We start from the raw sequence: 22,288 nt of genomic DNA on the forward strand, positions 1-22,288 counted from the left end.
AGCGCCCGCACTGTACGTTACTTCACCGAGCCGTCCAGCATCTCGTGAATGCTGTAGCTCATCATGGCCAGGAACGCCACCAGGCACAGATACAGCACGCCGTAGTTGATGCGGGTATCGCGCGGCACCGTGTAGTAGTCGGCGCCTTTGGCCGGATCGCCCCAGATGGCTTCCTTGAGCTGCGGATAAGCCAGTACCGCAATCAGTATCAGCATCGGGCTGGGATGGTAGAAGAACAGGCCTGCCAGCAGCGGCACGCCGGCCAGCCACACCTTCGGTGAAATGATGGCGGTGATGCGGCCGCCGTCCAGCGGTGAAATGGGAATCAGGTTGAACAGGTTCAGCATGCAGCCGGAATAGGCCAGGGCCAGCAGCAGGTTGCTGTCGCTATTGCGCGCGAAGTAGTAGCAGAGCATCGCACCGGCCGTCCCGGCCAGCGGTCCGGCAAAGCCGATATAGGCTTCGGTCTCGACGTCGTGCGGGACTTCCTTGAGCGCGATCCAGGCGCCGACGAACGGGATGAAGGTGGGCGCACCGACCTCCAGCCCACGGCGGCGCGCGGCGACGTAGTGCCCCATCTCGTGGACGAAGATCAGTCCCACAAAGCCGGCCGCATAGCGCCAACCAAATACCCAGCTATACACCACCATTGAAATCAGCATGGTGCCGCAGGTGGTCAGCAGCTTGCCCATCTTGCCCGCAGCAAGCAGCCAGACAATCAGCTTGCCCATGGCTTTATTCCGGCTTGCTCAGGTCGACCGCTGCGGCCTTTTCTTCGCGCTTGCGGCCAAACAGTTTGTAGAGCCAGCTGCCGACAGCGGCGACGCCAATCAGGATGAATTTTTTCAGGGCCAGCAGCACGGCAAAAATCTTGCCGAAGAAGCCCAGCTTGGCCGCAACGCCGCCAGCCACCAGCGCGGCAAGGCCATATTCCGCCACCTTGTCGGTGCTGGCGTTGAAGTCGGTGTAGCGGTTGCCCGGCGTGAATTCGGTGAAGCCGGTGACCTTCTTCATTTCGGTCTTGATCTGCGCAATCTGCTCCATGCCGGAGACGGCGTTCAGCACCAGCACGCCCTCGCGGCCCAGTACGCGGATGTTGTAGTTCAAGCCGTTGTCCTTGTCGCCGTCAGTATGCAGCTCCTTGGCCCAGTACAGCTTGTGCTGCCCCTTGTCATAGCTGGGCTGCTCGGCCCAACCCACCAGCGTCATCGGCGCATAACCCTGTTCCTTGCGGGTCTTGTTGTTCTCGACCATGGCTTCCTGGATTTCTTTGAGCAGGTCGGTGTAGTTGATCTTGTCGGCGTCGTCGTCCTTGACATGGCCGTCCTTGTCATAGGTGACGATCACGCCCCAGCCGGCGGCGCTCAGCGGGTTGACGTCGGCCGGCAGGATCATGCCCAGCGTCTTGGCGCCCGGCGGATTGCCCCAGCCCTCGGTCAGCAGCTTGCCGGCATCGGCCGGGTCGAGGTAGCGGAAGTTGGCCGGCAGGTCGAGCGTGGCGATATCGCCTGGCAGCTTGATTTTGCCTTCGCGGAAGGTCAGCGTGGCGAGGAACTGCTGGGCAGTCATTTTAGGGGCTTCGTCGGCAGCGACGGCGACGGCCGGCAGGGCGGCGGTCAGGCTCAGACTGAGCAGGGCGGCAATAAAGCGGCGCATGAATACTCCTTGCAAGAAAATCAGTATCCTACAGGAAATAATTGCGAAGTTGGTAATTATTTATGACATTGTCGTCATCATTGATTCGTGGCAGTATGCCTGGTCACGATACGGGGGATGGATGCGACATCAGATCACGCTGGCCTGCATGGCCTGGTTCATCAGCAGCAGTGTGCTGGCGCAGGCGCCGTCGGCGGAAGTCCGCAAATTCCTCCAGTACGACCAGCCGCTGATCGCCCTCACGCATGTGCGTGTCATCGACGGCACCGGCGCCCCCGCCCAGGAAGACCGCACCGTGCTGCTGCGCGACGGCCGCATTGACGCGATTACCGATGCGCGTACGGCGCCGCCGAAAGGTGCGCAGGTGATCGACCTGACTGGCCGCAGCGTGATTCCGGGCCTGGTGGGCATGCACAATCACCTGATGTACACGGCGTCCATCAACCGCGATGACGAGGGCAGGACGCCGCCGCCCAGCATGTTCGTGACCGAGATTGCATTCAGCGCGCCGCGCCTGTATCTGGCCGCGGGCGTGACCACCATGCGTACCACGGGCAGCGTGGAACCGTACACGGATTTGAATATCCGCCGCCAGATCGACGCATTCAAGATCCCCGGTCCGCATCTCGACGTCACTGGTCCCTACCTGGAAGGCAAGGACACTTTCTTCCCGCAGATGGCGGTGCTGACCGAAACCGAACACGCGCGCAAGACGGTGGACTTCTGGGCCGGCGAGGGCGTGACCTCGTTCAAGGCGTATGTGAAGATTTCGCAGCCGGTGCTGGCTGCGGCGGTCGATCAGGCGCACAAGCATGGGCTGAAAGTCACCGGCCATTTGTGCGCGGTCGATTATCGCCAGGCCGCAGCGCTGGGCATCGACAACCTGGAACACGGACCGGTGTTCACCGACTCCGAGTTTGTCGCCGGCCGCGCGGCCGATGAATGCCCGGCCAGCAGCGCGGTGGCCGCGTCGTGGGAACAGCGCGAGATCGGCAGCCCGGAAGTGCAGGCGCTGATTGCCGATCTGGTCGCGCACAACGTCGCCATCACTTCCACGCTGCCGGTATTTGAAGCGTTTGTACCGACGCGTCCGCTGTTGTCGCGCCAGCAGATGGCGCTGATGTCGCCCGAATCGCTGCGCAGCCATCTGGAAGCGCGTGCGCTGGCCTCGACCACGCCCGGCTATGCCGCGCGCCAGGAAGCGCTGCTGAAAAAAGAGATGGCGTTCGAACTGGCCTTTGTGCGCGCTGGCGGCCTGCTCCTCGCCGGCCCGGACCCGACCGGCAATGGCGGCACCTTGCCCGGCTTTGGCGACCAGCGCGGCTTACAGCTGCTGGTGGAAGCCGGCTTTACGCCGCTGGAAGCCATCCGCATCGCGACGCTCAACGGCGCCCGCTACATGGGGCGCCACGACAGCATAGGTTCGATCGCCCCCGGCAAGCACGCCGACCTGGTGGTGCTCAAGGGCGATCCGACCCGGCGTATCGCCGATATCGAAAACGTGGAGATCGTGTTCAAAGACGGCTACGGCTATGACCCGGCCCGGTTGAACGCGTCCGTCCGCGGCATGGTCGGCATACGCTGACCGTTTTTTATGATGTAACCAAGGAGGCTAGCTTGAAGAAAACCATGCTTGTAATGTCGCTTATCGCGGCGTTTTCGGCTGTCGCCGCACACGCGGCGAGTGGTCCTGAGTTTGACGCAAAACGTCTGTCGCAGGATGTGAAGGTGCTGTCGTCGGACGAATTTGAAGGCCGTGGCCCGAATACCGCCGGCGAAACCAAGACCGTCGCCTATCTGATCGAGCAGTTCAAAGCGGCCGGCATGCAGCCGGGCGGTGACCTGGTCAAGGGCAAACGCGCCTGGACCCAGGATGTGCCGCTGGGACGCTTTGAAATCAAAGGCCCGGTCAAGCTGACGCTGAACGATGGCAAGGCCACGCAGGAGCTGAAGCAGGGCGATGACCTGGCCGTGCGCGCCGCCATGAACGGTTCCCGGCTGGTCGACTTCAAGAATGCGCCGCTGGTCTTCGTCGGCTATGGCGTCACCGCGCCGGAGCGCAAGTGGGACGATTTCAAAGGCCAGGACCTCAAGGGCAAGCTGGCCGTGGTGCTGATTAATGACCCCGATTTCGAAACCGGCACGGGCGACTTCGGCGGCAAGGCCATGACCTATTACGGCCGCTGGACTTACAAGTATGAAGAGATGGCACGCCGCGGCGCGCTCGGCATCATCATCGTGCACGAAACCGCACCGGCATCGTATGGCTGGAACACGGTGAAGAACTCGAACACCAACGTCATGTATGACATCGTGCGCAAGAAGCCATCCGATTCGCACGCGCCGATGGAAGCCTGGATACAGCGCGACCTGGCAGTGGACCTGTTCAAGCGCTCCGGCCTGGATTTCGAAGCGCTCAAAAAGCTGGCGCAAACCCGCGAATTCAAACCGGTTGAGCTGAAAGGCATCACGCTGTCGGCGAACTACGCGGTGGATGCGCAAGTCATCACTTCGAAGAACGTGGTGGCGCGCCTGGCTGGCGCCAAGAAGCCGGATGAAACCGTGATCTACAGCGGCCACTGGGACCACCTGGGCGTCGGCCTGCCGGATGCCAAGGGCGACAAGATCTACAACGGCGCGGTCGACAACGGCACCGGCATCGCCGCGCTGCTGGAACTGGCACGCGCTTACGGCAAAGCCCCCGCACCGGCACGCAGCGTAGTGTTCCTGGCCGTGACGGCGGAAGAGAAAGGCTTGCTGGGTTCCGAATACTACGCGTCGAATCCTGTGTATCCGCTGGCGACCACGGTTGGCGTCATCAATATGGATGCCCTGAGCCCGTACGGCCCGACCCGCAACTTCACCATTTCCGGCAGCGCCAAGCTGGATCTGCTGGACCAGCTGGTCGCCAAGGCCAGGCAGTGGAATCTGGTGTATGCCCCGGACCCGAAACCGGAAGCAGGCCACTTCTTCCGCTCGGACCATTTCTCGTTCGCGAAAAAAGGTGTGCCGGCGATTTCATATGGCTCGGGTGATGACATGGTCGATGGCGGCCTGGAAGCCGGCAACAAAATCGAAGAAGCCTATGTGACCAATAACTACCACCAGCCTTCCGACGAGTGGAGCGCCAACTGGCCATTCACCGGCATGGCGCATGACCTGGGCATGCTGTACTCGCTGGGCCGTGACCTGGCGGATTCCAAGGACTGGCCTAACTGGTCCAAGGATGCCGAGTTCCGCGCTGCACGCGATGCCAGCGCTGCCAAGCGCAAATAAGCGTCAATCAGCCTGACCAGACTATCGGCCCGCTTGCTGCGGGCCGATATTTTTAGCCAGGAACGCATCGATACGCTGCCACAGATCGATGCGGTTCTTCTGCGTCCGCCGGTCTTCGCTGGTGGTTTCGTAGCTCAGCCACTCGGCGCCGGGATTCACGGCGCTGATGGCTTCATATAATTTTCGTCCCTGCGCGTACGGGACCTCCACATCGTCCTTGCCGTAGGCGAGCAGCACTGGCTGTTTGAGGCGCGCCGCATCCTGCGGCAGCAGACGCGCCACGCCAGACCAGCTGATACCGCATTGATATACCGCCGGGTCCCGTATCAGCCCAATCAGCGCGGCCTCGCCACCGAGGTTGCTGCCGGCGATGCAGACGCGCGCCGGATCGGTATAGCCTTCCGCCGCCGCCCATTTGACCGCATCGGCAAGATCGTTCTGCATGGCGCGGCCCCACTGGCCATCGCCGGCCGCGCTGTGCTGCAGGCCGTAGCCGGTGCTGCCGCGTACATCGGGCTGCAGTACCGTGTAGCCGCGCGAGGCCAGGAACTGCACTTCCGGATTCCACTGCCACAGGCCATTGCGGTGCCGTGGATTGGCGGCGACCAGCACCACGGTCGGCAAATTTTTCTTGTTGGGCAGCCCTGGCGCCGTAACGAACATCGGGATCTGCATGCCGTCGCGCGCCTTGTAGCGCACCATGGTCATGTGCGACATCTGCGCCGGATCGATGTCCGGCGCCGCCTCGCCCAGCAGGATCTGTTTTTTGGTGAAGGTGTTGTACAGCAGGTAGCCATGGCCCTGCACATCGGAGTGCGTATCGATGATGACGTAGGGCGTTTCGCTGCGGGCGCCGCGCGAGACGATGTTGACCATGCCTGGCAGGAGCTGGTCGACTTCCTGCTGGATCGCCTTCATCTGCGCATCGAACCAGACGGTGATTTCCGCATCGGTATAAAAGCGAAAGCCGCGCATCTTGGTGTCGCTGACATCGAAGTAGCCGGAGACGTCGAAACCCGGTGCGGATATCAGCAGCTTGGGATTGGTCAGCTTTTCGCCGACGTCGTAGCGGTAGATGCCGGTTTCGTTGCTGCCGTTGCGGGCGCGCACATACAGCGCATTGTCCACATACAGCAGCGGTTCGTAGCCATCGGGCGCGTTTTTGTCGAAGCTGTTCAGCAGACGCCATTCGTCCTTGTCGCGCAGGTAGATCAGGATCTGGTTGTCTCGCTGGGCCGAGATGACGCGCGCGTCGCCGTTGGCGTCGAACAGCCAGCCAAACGCGCCGTGCGGTGCGCGCATGTCATACAGCCTGCCGTTGTGGGTGTCCAGGCGTTTGAGTCCCATGCCTTCAGGGCTGGATTCGATGACCAGCAGGTCTTCGTTTTTGAAGCGCGGGAAGCCATGCAGCGTGATCTCGCGCAGGTAGGTCTGGCTGGGCAAATCGTTCTCGGCAAAGGAGGGACGGCGCACCAGCGTTTCGGACAGGCGGATGCTGTTCTTGCCATCGACATCCACCGCATACAGCCCAGGCTTGCCGGCGTCGCCTTCACGATCGACGTTGGTGACGGTGAAGAACAGGCGCTTGTCGCTGACCCAGTAGAACAGGTCGACGTCGGCGTTGGTAAAGCTGGCAATCGGCTTGCCGGTGCGCGTTTCGGGATCAACGATGGTGAGCATGCTGCGGCCCGCCGGTGACAGCTTGCGCACGGCCACCCATTTGCCGTCGGGGGACATGACTGCGCCGGTAATCGCTGGCCGCTTGAAAAACTGCTCGGCGGGGATGGGCGCGGCATGCGCGGCATGCGCGGCATAGGCGGCGGACGCAAAAGCGAGTAACAGACTGGCACGCAGCATGGTGGAGGGCTCACGGTATGGAAACGATACCGGCCACAATATCGCAGCATTAAATTTTTGGCAATGCCGGCGTTTTGGGGCGGCGTCCAGCAAGGATTTTCGTTTGATGCTAATATTTAGCATCCTAAGTATATTTAATCGAGCCAGAGATGAGCAGCTACGACAAAACCCTGATGTCCCTGACCCACACGCTGATCCATGTGGCACGTTCTTACAAGAGTGCGGCCGACGCCTTGACGGCGGATTTCGAACTGTCGCATGCCAGCGCCTGGCCACTGCTGATGATCTCGCGCCTGGGCGACCGTGTACGTCCCAGCCAGGTGGCGGACGCAGTCGGCATCGAACCGCCGTCGCTGGTGCGTATCATTGACCAGCTGGTGGCGGCCGGGCTGGTGCTGCGCCAGGATGATGCGAGCGACCGCCGCGCCAGGATACTGGCGTTGACGCCGGAAGGTGCGCACATGGCAGCGCGGCTGGAGAAGGCGCTGATTCCATTCCGCCGTGAGCTGTTCAAGGACATGCCGCAAGCCGATGTGGAAGCGGCGGTGCGGGTGCTCATCAAGCTTGACCAGGTGCTGGCCGAGCGCAGCGCGCCATGAATGCACCCAAGATGAGCGAGATGCTGTTCTCGCTCAAATGCTTCATGGCTTCCATGCTGGCGCTGTATGTGTCCCTGGCCGCCGGTTTGCCGCGCCCCTTCTGGGCCATGATGACGGCGTACATCGTCGCCAGCCCGTTGTCCGGCGCGGTGCGGTCGAAAGCGCTGTTCCGCGTGTGCGGCACGCTGATTGGCAGTATCGCCACCATCATCATGGTGCCGCGCATGGCCAATGCGCCGGAGCTGTTGTCGCTGGCGCTGGCCTGCTGGGTGGGCTTGTGCCTGTATATCTCGCTGCTGGACCGCACGCCGCGTTCTTATATCTTCATGCTGGCCGGTTATACGGCAGGCCTGATCGGTTTCCCGGCGGTGTCGGACCCGTCGGCTATTTTTGATACGGGTCTGGCGCGTGTGGAGGAAATCACCATTGGCATCCTGTCTGCCACGGTGGTGCACTCGCTGGTATTCCCGCAAGGCGTGGGGCCGGTGCTGCTGGGGCGCCTGGACCGCGCGCTCGCCGACGCGCAGCGCTGGATGGCGAATGTACTCAAGCCGGGCGACGATCAGGCGCAGGCCGCGCATACCCGTCTGGCGCTGGCGGGTGAAATCAGCGAGCTGCGTGTGATGTCGACCCACCTGCCGTTTGACACGTCGCAGCTGCGCTGGACTGCCGGCATGGTGCATGGCCTGCATGACCGCCTGACGGTGATGGTGCCGCTGCTGCTGGCGGTAGAAGACCGTTTGAATACGCTGCGTGAAGTCGATCCCGGCAGCCTGCAACCATGGACCCAGCTGCTGGACGATATCGCTTCCTGGGTAGAGGCGGGCCGCGAAGCCGATCCGACGCGTGCCGCGCAACTGCGTGCGCGGCTGGTGCAGCTGAAGCCTGCGCTGGCAGCCCATGCCAGCTGGAGCGAGATCCTGCGTCTGAATCTGGCGCAGCGTCTGGACACCCTGATTGAGGCCTGCGAGGACGGCCTGGAATTGCGCAGCAATGTGAGCACCGTGATGCAGGGCGGCGTCGCCAGCTACACGCCGCACCTGACGCCGGCCATTCTGCACCGCGACCATGGCATGGCTTTCCGGTCGGCGCTGGCAGCCGTGGTGGCGATTTTGCTGTGCTGCGCGTTCTGGATTTTGACCGCATGGCCATCCGGTGCGGCAGCGCCAATGATGGCCGGGGTGTTGTGCTGCTTCTTCGCGACGCAGGACAACCCGGTGCCGGCGATACGCATGTTCCTCAAGTGGACCGTGATATCGATGCCGGTGGCGGCGTTCTACATCCTGTTCGTGCTGCCTGCGGTGCACAGCTACGAAATGCTGGTACTGGTGATCGCGCCGGTGTTCCTGATCGGCGGCGTGTTCATGCCGCGTCCGGCCACGGCGGGAGCCTCGCTGGCTTTCCTGATCGGCGTGGCGGGCACCTTGTCGTTGCAGGACACGGGCACGCTGGATATTCCTGGCTTCCTGAACAGTATGACGGCGCAGCTGTCAGGCTTTATCGTCGCCGCAGTCATCACCAGCTTGATCCGCACGGTAGGTGGCGACTGGATGGCCAATCGCATGCTGCGCAAGGCTCGCCGTGAAGTGGCGCAGATGGCGCAGGCCGCGTCGCCACAGCCGCTGCTGCATATCTCGGCGCGCATGGTGGACCGGATTGGGCTGCTGATGCCGCGCCTGGCGATTGCCCACCCGACGCCGGAGGCGCGCGCCAGCGCGGTGGATGGCCTGCGTGAACTGCGCGTTGGTCTGCATGTTGCGCAGCTGTGCGGCTTGCAGCAAGCGCTGGAGCAGGCCGGCGTGGCATTGCGGCCGTTGCTGCAAAAGCTGGGCGCTTATTTGGGCAGTGGTGGCCATGCCCATGGGCAGGCGCCCGCCGCGCTGCTCGATGGTCTGGACAGCACCTTGCGCGCAGTGTGTGCGGTGTCGCCGGCTGCAGCCGGTGAAGCGCGCGCGCAGGCCGCAGCCGCGCTGGCAAGCATGCGGCGCGACCTGTTCCCGCGTGCCGCCGCCTATCAACCGGAGACCGCATCGTGATTGCTGAATTGAGTCTGTACGGACTATACGTACCTACCTTGCTGCTGTTGTCCATACTCGCGCTGATCTGCACGCGCGTACTGGGCCGGCTGCTGATGCGGGTTGGCTTCTACCGTCTGGTGTGGCATCCCGCCTTGTTTGAATTTGCGCTGTTCTTTATTTTCCTGGGCAGCTTCTCTACATTGTTGATGAATCGGGGCTAAACATGAACCTCAAAACTCCTTTACTAGCCACTGGCCGATTTATTGTGACCATGGCGGCAGTGGCTGTCGCAGGTGTGATGGCGTGGCGCCTGTGGCAGCACTATGAGGTGGAACCCTGGACGCGCGATGGCCGCGTGAAGGCGGATGTGGTGCAGATAGCACCAGACGTTACCGGCCAGGTGACTGCGGTGCTGGTGCACGATAACCAGCAGGTGAAAGCTGGACAGGTATTGTTTGAAGTCGACCGCGCGCGCTTTGAGCTGGCGCTGCGCCAGGCCGAAGCCGCAGTGCAGGCGCAGCGCGCCACGCTGGAGCAGGCGCAGAAGGAAGCGCGCCGCAATACCGATCTGCGTGATCTGGTATCGACTGAAACGCGCGAGCAGGGTTCGTCGCGCGTGGACCAGCTGCGCGCCGCGCTGGCGCAAGCGGTGGTGAATCGCGATGTGGCCAGGCTGAATCTGGATCGCACCCGTGTGGTGTCGCCGGTGAATGGCACGATTTCGAATCTGGATCTGCGGGCCGGCTCCTACGTCAGCACAGGACGCGCGGTGATGGCGCTGATCGACAGCGATTCCTATTACGTGGAAGGCTATTTTGAAGAAACCAAGCTGCCGGCCATCCGCGTCGGCGATGCGGTGGCGGTGCTGCCGATGGGCGCTTCGCTGCGCCTGAGCGGCCATGTGGAAAGCCTGTCCGGTGGCGTGGCGGACCGTGACCGCAGCACCTCGGCGAATCTGCTGTCCAGTGTGAATCCGACCTTCAACTGGGTACGTCTGGCGCAGCGCATTCCGGTGCGTATCAAGCTGGATGCGCTGCCTCAAGGCGCCCGCCTGGTGGCCGGGCAGACCGTGACGGTTGATGTGCAGACCAAACACTCGTGATGCGGAGGATGTGATGAACTCCCTGAAAATACTCGGTGGCGTGACGCTGCTCGCTGCCCTGGCGGCTTGCAGCACGGTCGGCCCGAATTACAAGGTGCCGGAACAGGCGGTAACCCAGCGTCCGCAGGCCGGTGCGGCTTTCATCGGTACGCAGGAGGCGTCGTTCAAGCCGGAGCCATTGCCTGCACATTGGTGGCGTCTGTATGACGATCCCGTACTTGACCAGCTGATTCAGAAAGCGTTGGCGGCCAATACCGACCTGCGCGTGGCCTCGGCCAACCTGGCGCGCACGCGTGCCGTGCTGCAGGAAGTGGAGGAGGGCGAGAAACCGGTGGTCAGCGTGAGCGCGGCGCCGGGTGTCGGCCGTTCGTCCGGCGTGGTCAAAGGTTCGCCAACGGCGCTGCCGGACAAATGGACTTACGACACGGGCGTCAGCGTCTCCTACCAGGCCGACATGTTCGGCAAGATCGCCCGTGCCGTGGAGGCAGCCAATGCCGACACCCAGGCTGCACAGGCGGGGGTGGACCTGGTGCGCGTGACCGTGGCCGCCGATACTGCGCGCGCCTATGCCGATGCCTGCTCGGCGGTGCGCCAGATCGCTGTGGCACAGCAGGCGGTGGATCTGCAGCAGAAATTCGTCGCGCTGACGGAGCAGCGCACGCATGCCGGCCGTGGCACCGACATCGATGGCGCGCGTGCCCGCAGCCAGCTGGCGCAGTTGCAGGCCGCCTTGCCGCCGCTGCAGGCGCAGCACCGTACCGCGCACTATCGCCTGGCGGCGCTCACCGGGCTGACGCCGCAAGAGATGGACATGCATCTGCTGACCTGCAAGGTTGCACCTCGTCTGACCACGCAGATTCCGGTTGGCGATGGCGCCGCACTGCTGCGCCGCCGTCCCGACATCCGCCAGGCCGAGCGCAACCTGGCTGGCGCCACCGCGCGCATCGGCGTCGCCACGGCCGACCTGTACCCGAGCATCAGCCTGGGCGCATCGGTGGGCAGCACGGGCCTGCTGGACCATTTCGGCGCCGGCAATGCCTTCCGCTGGAGCCTTGGTCCGCTGATTTCGTGGACGCTGCCGGACACCGGTTCCGCCCGTAGCCGCATCAGGCAGGCGGAAGCCGGTACGGATGGCGCGCTGGCGCGCTTTGACGGCACCGTGCTTAACGCCTTGAAGGAAGTGGAAAGCGCGATGACGGTCTATGCGCGTGAGCTGGACCGCAATGCAGCGCTGAAGACGGCGCGCGACCAGAGCGCGCTGGCGTCCGAACAATCGCACCGCCTCTATCAGTATGGACGCACGGACTTCCTGACGGTGCTCGATGCCGACCGCACGCTGGCCGCCACGGATGCCGCGTGGGCTGCGTCCGATGCGGCGCTGGCTTCCGACCAGGTCGCGCTGTTTCTGGCGCTGGGCGGTGGCTGGGAGCAGTAGCAATGGTATGCTATCGCCTTCGTTTATAAGGAGTGAGCATCATGGGACTGGCGGATCAGTTACTAAAAGCCGGCTTGGTCGATAAAAAGAAGGTTAAAGTCGTCAATCAGACCAAGAGCAAGCAGCAGAAAGATGAACGCCGCAGCGGCGTGGAAACCGTGGATGAAGTGCGTCTGGCGGCGCAGGAGCAGCAACGCGCCAACGCCGAGAAAGCGCGCCAGGCCAACGCCCAGCGCGACGCCGCCGCCCAGCAGAAGGCCATCGCCGCGCAGATCACGCAGATGGTGCAGCAGAATAAGCAGAGCAAGGGTAACAACGGCGATATCGCCTACAACTTCACCTTTGGCACCAAGATCGAGCGTATCTATGTGACTGCCGCGGTGCGCGAGCATCTGGTGACTGGCCGCCTGGTCATCATCGGCGAGAATGGCAGCTACGAGCTGGTGCCGCGCGTGATTGCCGACAAAATCGCCGAGCGCAATCCGGACATCGTGGTGCGCGTGAAGCAGGCCAGCACAGAGGTCGAGGAAGACGATCCATACGCAGCCTACAAGATCCCTGATGATCTGATGTGGTAAAACCTAGCGCGGCTTGCCGAACACCTGTGTCCAGTAGATGATGCCGGCGTTCGGTCCCGGCGACCTGCTGTAGGCCGCACCCATCTCGGTGAATTCCGGGGTCATGATGTTGGCGCAGTGGCCTGGGCTGGTGAGCCAGCTGTCCAGCGTCTCCTGCGGTGAGTGCTGGCCCGCCGCGATGTTCTCGCCGATGCGCGACCATGCATAGCCGGCGCGTCTGGCGCGCTCGCCAACCACGCTGCCATCTTTGGCGGCGTGACTGAAATACTGCTGCGTCGCCATATCGTTGCTGTGCGCTAGCGCCGTCTCTCCCAATTGCTGGTTCCATCGTACCGGGGGCGCCGGTGGATAAGACTGTTCGCCGCAATTGCGTGCCGTGGCGCGTGCTGCATTCACACCGTCGAGCAGGATTTGCCCGACTTCCCGCCAATCCTCCATCAATATGGCAACGCCCGGCGTGGTGGGCGGTGGCATGCCCGCAGGACGCGGTGGTGCAGGTTGTGCGAGTACCACTGTCCATTCATTGCCATTGCGTGAGCTGCCGATTTCCGTGTAACCGCTCTTCAGCAGCGTGCCGCAGTGCTGCCACAATATGGTTTGCATGGCGTCCTGCGGCGTGCGTGGCCCGGTGACCGTAATGGCGTCTGCTTGCCCGCTGTTGTAGCCGGCACGCTCCAGCGCTGCCGCAAGTATCGTTGCGGGAGCGATGCGGATGGTGGACAGCTGCGGTTGCGGCGTGAGCGCAGGCAGCGGCTGCGCGCGCTGGCCCTCGCAGACACCTGGCGCAGCACGGTAGGCATTAATCATGGTCATGAGCTGTTCGGCATCCGGTTGCGGCGCGGCGCTGGCGGCGCAGGAGATGGCGAGCAGCGGTGCTACGTAGCGCTTCATATCACTTCCAGTGGATGATGCCGGCTGCCGCGAGGCGCTCGAAGTAGGCTGCAATATCTGCTTGCGGCACACCCATGTAGCGGCCGCTGATGATGTCGCGGATCTCGCTGACCGAGCGGCGGCCGTCGGCCAGATTCATGGTTTCGTACAGGATCAAATCGCCGTGGCCCTTGAATTCCGGCATCGGAGGACTCTTCAAGCCGCGTGCCTTTTCCATCTCCTCCACATGGTCGTAATAGTAGACGCTCAACGGTCCGCGGATGGCGGCCGATGGTTGCGGAATGCGCAAGTCTCGCTGCTGCGCGGCGGGTACGGATGTCTGCTGCGCCTTGATCTGCTCCGTCAGCGTGCGCGTGGCAGCTGCGGTGGATGGCCAGCGCTGGGCCAGGGTTTGCAGGCTGCTGGTGTTCATGGCCAGCGTTTCGCGCACAGCCAGTGCGCCATCGCGGTGATTTTCGCTTAGCGCCGCGCGCAGGCGTGCTTGCGCCAGTTGCTGCTCGCCTTGATAGCGGGTGATGGCCAGCAGGCGTGGTGCTTCGGCTTCCGGCAGGGCCGCCAGTGTGTAGGCAATGCCGGCCCCCAGATAGGTCACGCGTCCCAGTTTGGTCGCATCCAGATTTTCCGGCTGGTCCTTGTTGGTGTGGATGGTGACGTCTGGCCAGTCGTGGAAGTACAGCATGGGAACGCCCCACGCCTGGAACACTTCATGGTCGCTGCCCAGCTCCACATTGCGTACGTCGCCCAGGAACAGGTCACGCGAGGCGCCTGGCGTGACGAAGCCGGCGTAGCTGTCGCCGCCACGCTCCGCATACTGCGCCGACGCGGTGCTGACTTCATCGAAGAAGGCCTGGCCGATATCGTTCAGCACATGCGGTAGCGTTTGTGCAGTGCGCGACAGGTGGAAGGTACTGTGGGTGCTGCCCAGCAGGGCGCCCACCATATCCATGTGGATACCGCCGACGATGCGGTTTTTCAGTTCGGGATTGCGCGCCAGCCAGGCTTGCGAGCCGGCGATTTCCGGTGTCCACAAAAAGCGTATGCTGAGGCGGGGACGGGCAATCGCGCCGGATTGAATCGCCTGGTTCAGTGCGCGCGCCACTTGCAGAATCGCGGCGCTGCCCGATGCATTGTCGTTGGCGCCGGCCGACTGGTGGCACAGGTGGGCCGTCAGTATCACTTCGCCGGCGTCCGGATCGGTGCCGGGAATGGTGGCGGTGACCACGTCCAGACTGGCGGGCGCCATGCTGGCGCGAACCTGTGCGTGCAGGGTGACCGCTTCGCCTGCGCTGAGGCGCTTGCGGTAGTCATTGGCCTGCCGCTTCGAGAGCATGAAGGCAAACCGGTTCTGCGTCTGGTATGGCGACAGATGGCCCCAGCGTACCAGGTCCGTGTCGTCGCCCGACCATGCGCTGGTCTGGTTGGGGAAATCAGACAGGATGCCTGCCGCGCCGCGCTCCTCCACCGCCAGCCTGTGCACCAGCGGCAGCGGCCCGCTGGCCAGTACCAGCTTGCCTTTGATGGCCTTGCCTTCGTAGTCCTGCGGCGTGGTGCCGGCGCCGACGCTGAGCAGATGCGCCTGGACGTCGGCATTCTGGCTGTAGTCCGCCAGTGCCACCGGCAGTTGCGGGAAACGGGCGATGGGGCGTGGCTGGGGCGATACTTCGTCCAGCTGCGCGTCCTGTGGGTTCCAGCCACCATAGCTGCGGAAGTGGGCATACTGCGTGCTGCCGTCGGCGGGGAAGTGTTCGATCGCAGCGTCGCGCATGCCGGCGCTGCGCGCCTGTTCCTGCATCCATTTGGCCGCTGCCGCATAGCCGGGCGAGCCGTGCACACGGTGGAAGCGGCCCAGTGTGCGTACGGTTTCCAGCGCGGCCTGGCCGTCAACGTTGGCGTGGATGGCTTCCGGCACAGCGTTGGGCCAGAAGGCAATGTGGCGCTCGGCCGCCATGGCGGAAGCGGCGGCGAACAGCAGGGCAAGCAGCGGCAGTTTGGACAAGGCGGCTCCTGATCGGTAACGTGGCGTGACCGGTCATCTTGTCACAGCGCCGCTGCGGGCGCAACGGGGATTACAGGTAGCGGGCCAGCAGGGCGCGGTCCAGCGACGGATCCAGTGCGATGCGGACGATATGGCCGCTGCCCGGCGCCACCTGAATTTCCGCGCCCTGGTCGGACAGCATGCGGGTCAGCGTGATATCGCAGTTGCCTTGCGGGTGGATGACCTCCAGGCTATCGCCCACGGCAAAGCGGTTCTTCACCTGCACGCGCGCCCAGCCGTTTTCCACGCTCAGGACATCGCCGATGTACTGGCTGCGGTTGGCCTCCGAAGCGCCGCGCATATAGTTCTGGTGCGCCTGTGTATGGTGCCGCTGGTAGAAGCCATCGGTATAGCCGCGATTGGCCAGGCCTTGCAGTTGACCCAGCAGGTCGATATTGAACGGCCGGCCTGCGACAGCGTCGTCGATCGCCTGGCGATACACCTGCGCCGTGCGCGCCGCATAGTACAGCGACTTGGTGCGGCCTTCGACCTTGAGCGAGTCGACGCCGATCTTCACCAGGCGCTCGATATGCTCCACCGCGCGCAGGTCCTTGGAATTCATGATGTAGGTGCCGTGTTCATCTTCCATGATGGGCATGAGCTGGCCGGGACGTTCGGCTTCCTCGATCAGGTAAGCCTGGTCAGCCAGCGGATGGCGTGGCTGCTGGTGCAGCGACGAGAACGGACGCTGTTCGGCCTCCGCCAGCGCTTTGTGGAACTGCAGCGGAATCACGTTGAAATCGCCGCTGGCGTCTTCCTCGGCGTTTTGCACCTTGTAGTCCCAGCGGCAGGAGTTGGTGCACGTACCCTGGTTGGAATCGCGGTGGTTGAAGTAGCCGGACAGCAGGCAGCGGCCGGAATAGGCGATACACAGGGCGCCGTGCACAAACACTTCCAGTTCCATTTCCGGACATTGCTGGCGGATCTCTTCGATTTCATCCAGCGACAGCTCGCGTGACAGGATCACGCGGGTAAGGCCCATGCGGTGCCAGAATTTGACGTCGGCCCAGTTGACGGCGTTGGCCTGCACCGACAGGTGGACCGGCACGTCCGGCCATTTGTCGCGCACCATCATGATGAGGCCTGGATCGGCCATGATGAGCGCATCCGGCTTCATGGCGATGACCGGCGCCATGTCGCGCAAATAGGTCTTGAGCTTGGCGTTGTGGGCGAAGATATTACTGGCGACGAAAAACTGCTTGCCACGCGCATGCGCGCCGTCGATGCCTTCTTGCAGCGCCTGCAGGGTGGAGAAGTCGTTATTGCGGACGCGCAGGCTGTAGCGCGGCTGGCCGGCGTAGACGGCATCGGCGCCAAAGTCGAAGGCGGCGTGCATTTTATCGAGCGAGCCGGCGGGTAGGAGGAGTTCGGGAGCTTGACGCATGGGGACAAAAAGCTGGAGACTTTATAGCCTCAACCTCTCTCAATCTTTGCGCCAGATCAAAAAAACGATACATGACTTCTTTATTGACCACGCTATGGCCGGTGTTTTTGCTCATCATCGCCGGCTATGTGATGAAACAGCGCTCCTTTCCCGGCGACGGCTTCTGGCCCGGCGCTGAAAAAATCAACTACTTCATCCTGTTTCCGGCGCTCCTGTTTTCCAGCCTGGCCAATGCGCCGCTGGATAACCCGGCCTTGCCGCGCGTGCTGGGCGCGGTGCTGCTGGGCCTTGGCGCATGCAGCACCGGTCTGTTGATCGCGTGGCGGCTGTGGCGCTGGCCGGCTGCCCGCTTCGGCGTGCTGGCGCAGGGTGTCTTACGCTTCAATACCTATCTGGGGCTGGCGGTGGTCGGCAGCCTGTTTGGCAAGGCGGGACTGGTGCTGGCCGCCGTCATCATGGCGGTGTATGTGCCGACGGTGAATGTGCTGTCGGTGCTGGCTTTTACAGCAGGGCGCGGCGCCAGCCTGAAGGCGCTGCTGTTGCCGATTGCGCGCAATCCCCTGATCCTGGCCTGTCTGGCGGGGGCGGCGTTCAACCTGGGCGGCCTTGAGCTGAAGTGGGGATCGGACAAACTGCTAGCCCTGCTGGCCAATACCAGCTTGCCGCTTGGTTTGCTGAATGTGGGCGCCGCGCTGAATCTGCGCGAGCTGCGCGGAGAGCTCGGCGCGTTGACGGCGAACTCGCTGGCGCGGCTGGTGGCCGCGCCGCTGGTCGCTGCAGTGTGCGCGCAGCTGCTGGATTTGCCGAAGCTGGAAAGCGCGATCCTGATCTTGTTCTTCGCGCTGCCGACGGCGCCAACTGCCTACGTGCTGGCGCGCCAGATGGGCGGCGATGCCCACCTCATGGCGGGCATCATCACGCTGCAAACACTGTTGTCGGCGGCGACGCTGGTGGTGACGCTGGCCTGGATTGCTTAAGCTGCCAGCACCGCTTCCAGTTTGTCGAAGGAGCCGCTCCAGCCTTGCGTCATGCTGCTGCGGTGTGCAAGGAAGACGGCCAGTTCTTCGGCGGTCGCCTTGCCGGCGACATCCCAGGTCACGGTGACGCGCGTACGGTTCGGGCCTTCGGCGTTGAACTCCACCTTGGTCCGCATGGTCTCCGGCCAGGTTGGCGCCATCGGGTGACGCGAGATGTTTTCGTGCTCGTCGCAGAACTGCTGCGTGTAGACCAGCAGCTTGGGGCGCTGGATTTCCTCGTATTGCGCGCGGCCGTACATGGTGATCATGGGATTGCTCATGCAGTAAAACGAACCGCCGCCGGGACGGATGTCAGCGCGCAGGAAGCGCATCTCCATGCCTGCGGGCGGCAACCAGCGCGCCAGGTGCTCCGGCGTGGTCCACATATCGAACACCACGTCCTGTGGCGCCTCGAAGCTGCGGTTGATGACGAACTTTTCCTCGTCTTCCAGGCGCTTGCCCAGGTATTCGGCCAGACGGTCCCAGGTCGATTCGCCGTTGGCGTGCCTGATGAAGGTGCGGGTTTGCGCTGCGGTTTCGGCGTCGGCCAGGGCCATGGTCATGTCCATGCGGGTTTTGCCATCGACCTCGTCGAACAGCACGGTGACGCGGAACAGGGGCGGGCGGTCGGCATTGCCGCCATGGTCGTAGACCAGCTTACGCAGCGGCTCCACTTCGTGGTACAGCGTGCTGTTCGGATAGTCGGTACCGTCCGGGCCGTGCATGGTGTAGGTCCAGTGGCCGCCGACGCGCAGGTCTTTGCTGTGCGTGGTGATCGTGAAGCCGCGCGGCCCCCACCACAGCCCCACCTGGGCCTGGTCGGTCCAGGCATCCCACACTGCCTGTAGCGGGGCGTCGTAGATGCGGACGATGCGGATTTCATTCGGGGCGCTGAACTCAGACATTTTCATCTCCTTGAGGTGGTTTTTTTGCAGTGACGGTTTTCAGGTAGGCATCCAGGCGATCAAAGCTCTCTTCCCAGAACACACGGTATTGCTCCATCCAGTTGGCCGCGTCTTTGAGGCCGTCGCCGTTGAGCTTGCAGGAGCGCCATTGCGCCTTGCGGGTTTTGGTGATGAGGCCGGCCTTTTCCAGCACTTGCAGATGCTTGGTGATGGCCGGCAGGCTCATGTCGTCCAGAAATGGCTGGGCCAGATCGGAGACGTTGGCTTCGCCTGTCGACAGCCGCGCCAGCATGGCACGCCGGGTCGGGTCGGCAAGTGCGGAAAAGGTCTGGCTCAGATGGTCTTGCATCGAATTTCACCGATAAGTTAATTAACTTGATGGTTAAATATAGGTCGAAATTCGATAAGCGTCAAGAAAAAATCCACATTCAGGAGAACGGGGCGGCGGCAGAACTACTTCACCAGCGGCATCTCGCCCTCGCTGACGGTCTCGCCCGGCGTGATATTGCCGAAATAAACGTCCAGATCGTTTGTCGGCCGGAAATTGCGGAGTTTGACCTGGTAGGTCCTGGCGTCGATTTTCTTGAAGCTGCCGGGGAAGCACAGGCTGACCAGTTCCTTCGGATCGTTCTTGATGACGTTGAGCGTGAAATCTTCGATGCCGTTCTTCCAGGTATTGCCGGTCTTGAGGATGTAGGCCACCTTGGAGGAGGGCAGGACATCGGAATAAGGATCGTGCGTGGCGAGTTTTTTCCAGCTGGCGAGAAACGCCGCATCGGTGCAAAAGCGTTTTTCAGTGTCCTCATCCATGACCCAGTCGCCGGGGCCGCCGCTGATGAATGGTTTGTATTCGTGGTGCACGCGCACGACTTTGTTGGCAGGGAACTTCTGCTGCCATACGTAGTTGACCTGAATATCCCAGATGGGTTCGATTTCCGCAGTCGGCCCTTCACCGATGAGGTGGAGCTGTATGAGCTGCTGGCGCTGCTGTGCAGTGAGCTTGGCCACCTTGCGTTGCTCGCCAAAGGCGGGGGTGTAGGCAATCTGCGCGTCGCTGAGTCCGGCTTTTTTGAGCTGGGCAGTGACATCCTTGCCATTGAGCGAGGCCTGCACCACGGTGCGGAAGCTCACGGGTTTGCCGTCCACCTTGATGGAGAAGCCGCCGGGCTGGCCGTAATAGGCCTCGCTCGGCAGGTTGGCGGCAGGGTAGGCGGGCAGCGGGAAGATGATGGTTTCTTCCACCTCCGCTGCAGATTCGTTGACGAATTCATAGTCCACGCTAATCAGCGTGTAGCTGACATTGAGGACTTCCTTTTTCATGGCAATGGCGTCGGTCTTGCCGAACACAATGCCACCAGCGCTGACAGCGCCGATGCCGTCGTTGGCACTGGCCAGGAGGGGGAACAGCAGCGCTGCGGTGAGGACAGATTTCATGGTTGGTATATTGGCAAAAGTAAATGGCTGCCAATATACCTAAAACCGCCTGTTCCGTGCGGCCGGTAGCGCCCGCTTCAGCGGAAGTACTCGCCAGCGCGCTCTGGCTGGTACAGGATGTCCAGCAGACGCACTTTCACCAGCTGGCCGTCTGGACGCGGCCAGTCGATGGTGTCGCCAACGGACAGGCCCAGCAGGGCGGCGCCGATCGGGGTGAGGATGGAGATGCTGTCTGGCAGTTGGGCCATGTCCTTGGGATAGGCCAGTGTCAGCGTGCGTACCTCGTCCGTGCCGGTGATTTCAAAGCGGACGGTGGAATTCATCGTCACGACGTCGTGCGGCATTTCCTCCGGTTCGAGGATGTCGGCACGCGTCAGTTCGGCAAGCAGGCCGCGGCTGGTGGCGGTTTCCGGCCTGGTGGCGTGGATCAGGGCTTCGAGCCGCTCGGCGTCGAGCGACGAGATGGTGATGTTGGGTTGCATGGATACTCTCCTGTTTTTCGTTTTCAAAATGCGGGAAACGGAAGGTGGCTCGGAGAGGCGACACAGACGACCAGCCCCGCCGAGCCTTAGGAAAGCCAGGCGAGATTGCGGTTAAAGCGCAGGCCGTTGCGGCGCGCGAAGGTGGCGACCATGTTCATCATGGCCGGAGTATAACGCCAGAAAACAAAAACGCCACCCGAAGGTGGCGTTTTCTTTATTCTTGGTGGCCCGGGGCGGAATCGAACCACCGACACAAGGATTTTCAATCCTCTGCTCTACCAACTGAGCTACCAGGCCAAGGACCAGAATTATAGCAGGTCGTTGAAAAAGCGCAAGGGCCGTTTTCGAAATCCTACAAACGCTATAATGGCTGGATGAATAAGCCCACCTCCCCCGCGGCGCTGCGCGTGATCGAAAGTGATGTTTGCATAGTTGGCAATGGCGCCATTGCCAAGACCGCAGCGCTGGGCCTGGCCCAGGCTGGCCTGAGCGTGACATTGCTGGGGCCGCCGCTCCCACCGGCGCCGCCGGCATCGGCCGATCCGGGGTGGGATGCGCGCGTCTATGCGCTCAATCACACGGCCAACCGGCTGCTGTCTTCTCTTAAAGTATGGGATGCACTGGACCATGCCCGCGTGGCGCCGGTGGACGCGATGATCGTCCATGGCGATGGCCCGCAGGCCGGCGGACTGGCTTTCGATGCCTATGGCGCCCACACCGGAACGCTGGCCTGGATACTCGAAGACCGCAACCTGAATCAGGCGCTCGACGCCGCGCTGCGCTTTGCCCAGAACGTCAGGATTGTGACCGGCCGTGCTACCGGCCTGCTGCGCGCCGCCGATAGCGCCACCGTGCATCTGGACGATGGCGGCAGTATCAAGGCGCCGCTGGTGGTGGGGGCCGATGGCGCCCAGTCCTGGGTGCGCGGCCAGTGCGACATCGGCCTCGATTACCGCAGCTACGCGCAATGCGCCGTGGTCTCCAATTTTGAATGCGAAAAGCCGCACCATGGCGCAGCCTACCAGTGGTTCACGGGCACCGAAGGCATCGTGGCCTTGCTGCCGCTGCCTGGCAACAAGGTATCGCTGGTGTGGTCGGCGCCGGAAGCACTGGCCGATACGCTGCGTGCCGAGTCGGCGCAGCAGATCGCCGAGCGCCTGGCCGTCTTCGCCCACGAAAAACTGGGCCCCCTGACGCCGCTGCAGCCGGAGCTGGTGCGCGATTTCCCGCTGCGCCTGATGCGTCCTCACACCATGATCGCGCCACGCGTGGCCCTGATCGGCGACGCCGCCCACGTGGTCCATCCGCTGGCCGGCCATGGCATGAACCTGGGCTTTGCCGATGTGGCGCAGCTGGTGAAGACGCTATCGGAACGCGAGCCGCAGCGCGGCATCGGCGACGACCGCGTGCTGGCCCGCTACGAGCGCGCGCGCAAGGAGGATGTGCTGCTGATGCAGCTCACCACCGATGGCCTGGCGCGCCTGTTCGAGACCGATATCGAGCCCTTGCGCGTAGTTCGCAATTTGGGATTAAACTTGTTGGATAAATTACCTGTGCTGAAGCGCCGTTTGATCTCGCATGCCATGGGCAAGTGAGCCGTGCGCCCGCATTTACCGGAGA

General features: G+C 62.9%; 20 protein-coding genes and 1 tRNA gene. 10 read left to right on the forward strand and 11 right to left on the reverse strand.

Annotated features, from left to right (window positions below; all coding sequences use genetic code 11):
- Positions 1 to 17 precede the first annotated feature (17 nt).
- The gene (locus tag BUA36_RS19770; RefSeq protein ID WP_072787032.1) at positions 18 to 731 is read right to left on the reverse strand and encodes a site-2 protease family protein; all 714 of its coding nucleotides are present in this window, start codon (positions 729 to 731) and stop codon (positions 18 to 20) included.
- Between the two features lie 4 nt (positions 732 to 735).
- Positions 736 to 1,656: a DUF2167 domain-containing protein gene (locus BUA36_RS19775; protein WP_072787033.1), complete on the reverse strand. Its 921-nt coding sequence runs from the start codon at positions 1,654 to 1,656 to the stop codon at positions 736 to 738.
- A gap of 121 nt (positions 1,657 to 1,777) precedes the next feature.
- On the opposite strand from BUA36_RS19775, the gene BUA36_RS19780 reads away from it, so the two are divergent.
- Together BUA36_RS19780 and BUA36_RS19785 are read left to right on the forward strand one after the other, a co-directional pair.
- On the forward strand, positions 1,778 to 3,241 hold the full coding sequence (locus tag BUA36_RS19780) for an amidohydrolase family protein (protein ID WP_072787034.1): 1,464 nt from the start codon (positions 1,778 to 1,780) through the stop codon (positions 3,239 to 3,241).
- Between the two features lie 32 nt (positions 3,242 to 3,273).
- Complete coding sequence (locus BUA36_RS19785) at positions 3,274 to 4,932, forward strand: M28 family metallopeptidase (protein WP_208861911.1); 1,659 nt, start codon at positions 3,274 to 3,276, stop codon at positions 4,930 to 4,932.
- Positions 4,933 to 4,953: 21 nt separating this feature from the next.
- Here BUA36_RS19785 and BUA36_RS19790 read toward each other — a convergent pair whose 3' ends face one another.
- The gene (locus tag BUA36_RS19790) at positions 4,954 to 6,789 is read right to left on the reverse strand and encodes a S9 family peptidase (RefSeq protein WP_072787035.1); all 1,836 of its coding nucleotides are present in this window, start codon (positions 6,787 to 6,789) and stop codon (positions 4,954 to 4,956) included.
- 149 nt (positions 6,790 to 6,938) lie between these two features.
- Here BUA36_RS19790 and BUA36_RS19795 point away from each other — a divergent pair, with 149 nt between their 5' ends.
- Genes BUA36_RS19795 through BUA36_RS19820 form a run of 6 tightly spaced genes read left to right on the forward strand, consistent with a single transcriptional unit; the run spans position 6,939 to position 12,521 of the window.
- Positions 6,939 to 7,388: a MarR family winged helix-turn-helix transcriptional regulator gene (locus tag BUA36_RS19795; RefSeq protein WP_072787036.1), complete on the forward strand. Its 450-nt coding sequence runs from the start codon at positions 6,939 to 6,941 to the stop codon at positions 7,386 to 7,388.
- Complete coding sequence (locus BUA36_RS19800) at positions 7,385 to 9,424, forward strand: FUSC family protein (RefSeq protein ID WP_072787037.1); 2,040 nt, start codon at positions 7,385 to 7,387, stop codon at positions 9,422 to 9,424. The genes BUA36_RS19795 and BUA36_RS19800 overlap by 4 nt, the downstream gene beginning before the upstream one ends.
- On the forward strand, positions 9,421 to 9,627 hold the full coding sequence (locus BUA36_RS19805; protein ID WP_072787038.1) for a DUF1656 domain-containing protein: 207 nt from the start codon (positions 9,421 to 9,423) through the stop codon (positions 9,625 to 9,627). The genes BUA36_RS19800 and BUA36_RS19805 overlap by 4 nt, the downstream gene beginning before the upstream one ends.
- Before the next feature lie 2 nt (positions 9,628 to 9,629).
- Complete coding sequence (locus BUA36_RS19810) at positions 9,630 to 10,508, forward strand: efflux RND transporter periplasmic adaptor subunit (RefSeq protein ID WP_072787039.1); 879 nt, start codon at positions 9,630 to 9,632, stop codon at positions 10,506 to 10,508.
- A gap of 13 nt (positions 10,509 to 10,521) precedes the next feature.
- Complete coding sequence (locus BUA36_RS19815; protein ID WP_072787040.1) at positions 10,522 to 11,943, forward strand: efflux transporter outer membrane subunit; 1,422 nt, start codon at positions 10,522 to 10,524, stop codon at positions 11,941 to 11,943.
- 41 nt (positions 11,944 to 11,984) lie between these two features.
- A complete protein-coding gene (locus BUA36_RS19820) occupies positions 11,985 to 12,521 on the forward strand; it encodes a DUF2058 domain-containing protein (RefSeq protein ID WP_072787041.1) in 537 nt (178 codons plus the stop codon).
- A 3-nt stretch (positions 12,522 to 12,524) separates the two neighbouring features.
- Here BUA36_RS19820 and BUA36_RS19825 read toward each other — a convergent pair whose 3' ends face one another.
- The 3 genes from BUA36_RS19825 to trhP form a co-directional block, all read right to left on the reverse strand.
- The gene (locus BUA36_RS19825) at positions 12,525 to 13,412 is read right to left on the reverse strand and encodes a CAP domain-containing protein (RefSeq protein WP_072787042.1); all 888 of its coding nucleotides are present in this window, start codon (positions 13,410 to 13,412) and stop codon (positions 12,525 to 12,527) included.
- 1 nt (position 13,413) lies between these two features.
- Positions 13,414 to 15,408, reverse strand: coding sequence for a DUF4910 domain-containing protein (locus BUA36_RS19830; protein ID WP_072787043.1), 1,995 nt, complete (start codon positions 15,406 to 15,408; stop codon positions 13,414 to 13,416).
- Positions 15,409 to 15,478: 70 nt separating this feature from the next.
- On the reverse strand, positions 15,479 to 16,831 hold the full coding sequence (trhP, locus tag BUA36_RS19835) for a prephenate-dependent tRNA uridine(34) hydroxylase TrhP (RefSeq protein ID WP_072787044.1): 1,353 nt from the start codon (positions 16,829 to 16,831) through the stop codon (positions 15,479 to 15,481).
- Between the two features lie 71 nt (positions 16,832 to 16,902).
- Here trhP and BUA36_RS19840 point away from each other — a divergent pair, with 71 nt between their 5' ends.
- Positions 16,903 to 17,808: an AEC family transporter gene (locus BUA36_RS19840; protein ID WP_072787045.1), complete on the forward strand. Its 906-nt coding sequence runs from the start codon at positions 16,903 to 16,905 to the stop codon at positions 17,806 to 17,808.
- On the opposite strand, the gene BUA36_RS19845 is transcribed toward BUA36_RS19840, so the two are convergent.
- The 5 genes from BUA36_RS19845 to BUA36_RS19865 all read right to left on the reverse strand — a co-directional run bounded on the left by BUA36_RS19845 (position 17,805) and on the right by BUA36_RS19865 (position 20,965).
- The gene (locus BUA36_RS19845) at positions 17,805 to 18,752 is read right to left on the reverse strand and encodes an SRPBCC family protein (protein ID WP_072787046.1); all 948 of its coding nucleotides are present in this window, start codon (positions 18,750 to 18,752) and stop codon (positions 17,805 to 17,807) included. The two genes, BUA36_RS19840 and BUA36_RS19845, sit on opposite strands and share 4 nt — an antisense overlap.
- The gene (locus BUA36_RS19850) at positions 18,745 to 19,101 is read right to left on the reverse strand and encodes an ArsR/SmtB family transcription factor (RefSeq protein WP_072787047.1); all 357 of its coding nucleotides are present in this window, start codon (positions 19,099 to 19,101) and stop codon (positions 18,745 to 18,747) included. Before BUA36_RS19850 ends, BUA36_RS19845 begins: the two co-directional genes overlap by 8 nt.
- Positions 19,102 to 19,205: 104 nt before the next feature.
- A complete protein-coding gene (locus BUA36_RS19855; protein ID WP_072787048.1) occupies positions 19,206 to 20,186 on the reverse strand; it encodes a DUF4424 family protein in 981 nt (326 codons plus the stop codon).
- 77 nt (positions 20,187 to 20,263) lie between these two features.
- Positions 20,264 to 20,668, reverse strand: a complete 405-nt coding sequence (rnk, locus tag BUA36_RS19860; RefSeq protein WP_072787049.1) for a nucleoside diphosphate kinase regulator — start codon at positions 20,666 to 20,668, stop codon at positions 20,264 to 20,266.
- A 221-nt stretch (positions 20,669 to 20,889) separates the two neighbouring features.
- Positions 20,890 to 20,965, reverse strand: a tRNA-Phe gene (locus BUA36_RS19865).
- A gap of 77 nt (positions 20,966 to 21,042) precedes the next feature.
- Between BUA36_RS19865 and BUA36_RS19870 the strand changes: the two genes are divergently transcribed.
- A complete protein-coding gene (locus tag BUA36_RS19870) occupies positions 21,043 to 22,263 on the forward strand; it encodes an FAD-dependent monooxygenase (RefSeq protein WP_072787050.1) in 1,221 nt (406 codons plus the stop codon).
- The last annotated feature ends 25 nt before the right edge of the window (positions 22,264 to 22,288 follow it).

The sequence above is a fragment of the Duganella sacchari genome (assembly GCF_900143065.1).
In the GTDB taxonomy this organism is placed as follows: Bacteria; Pseudomonadota; Gammaproteobacteria; order Burkholderiales; family Burkholderiaceae_D; genus Rugamonas; species Rugamonas sacchari.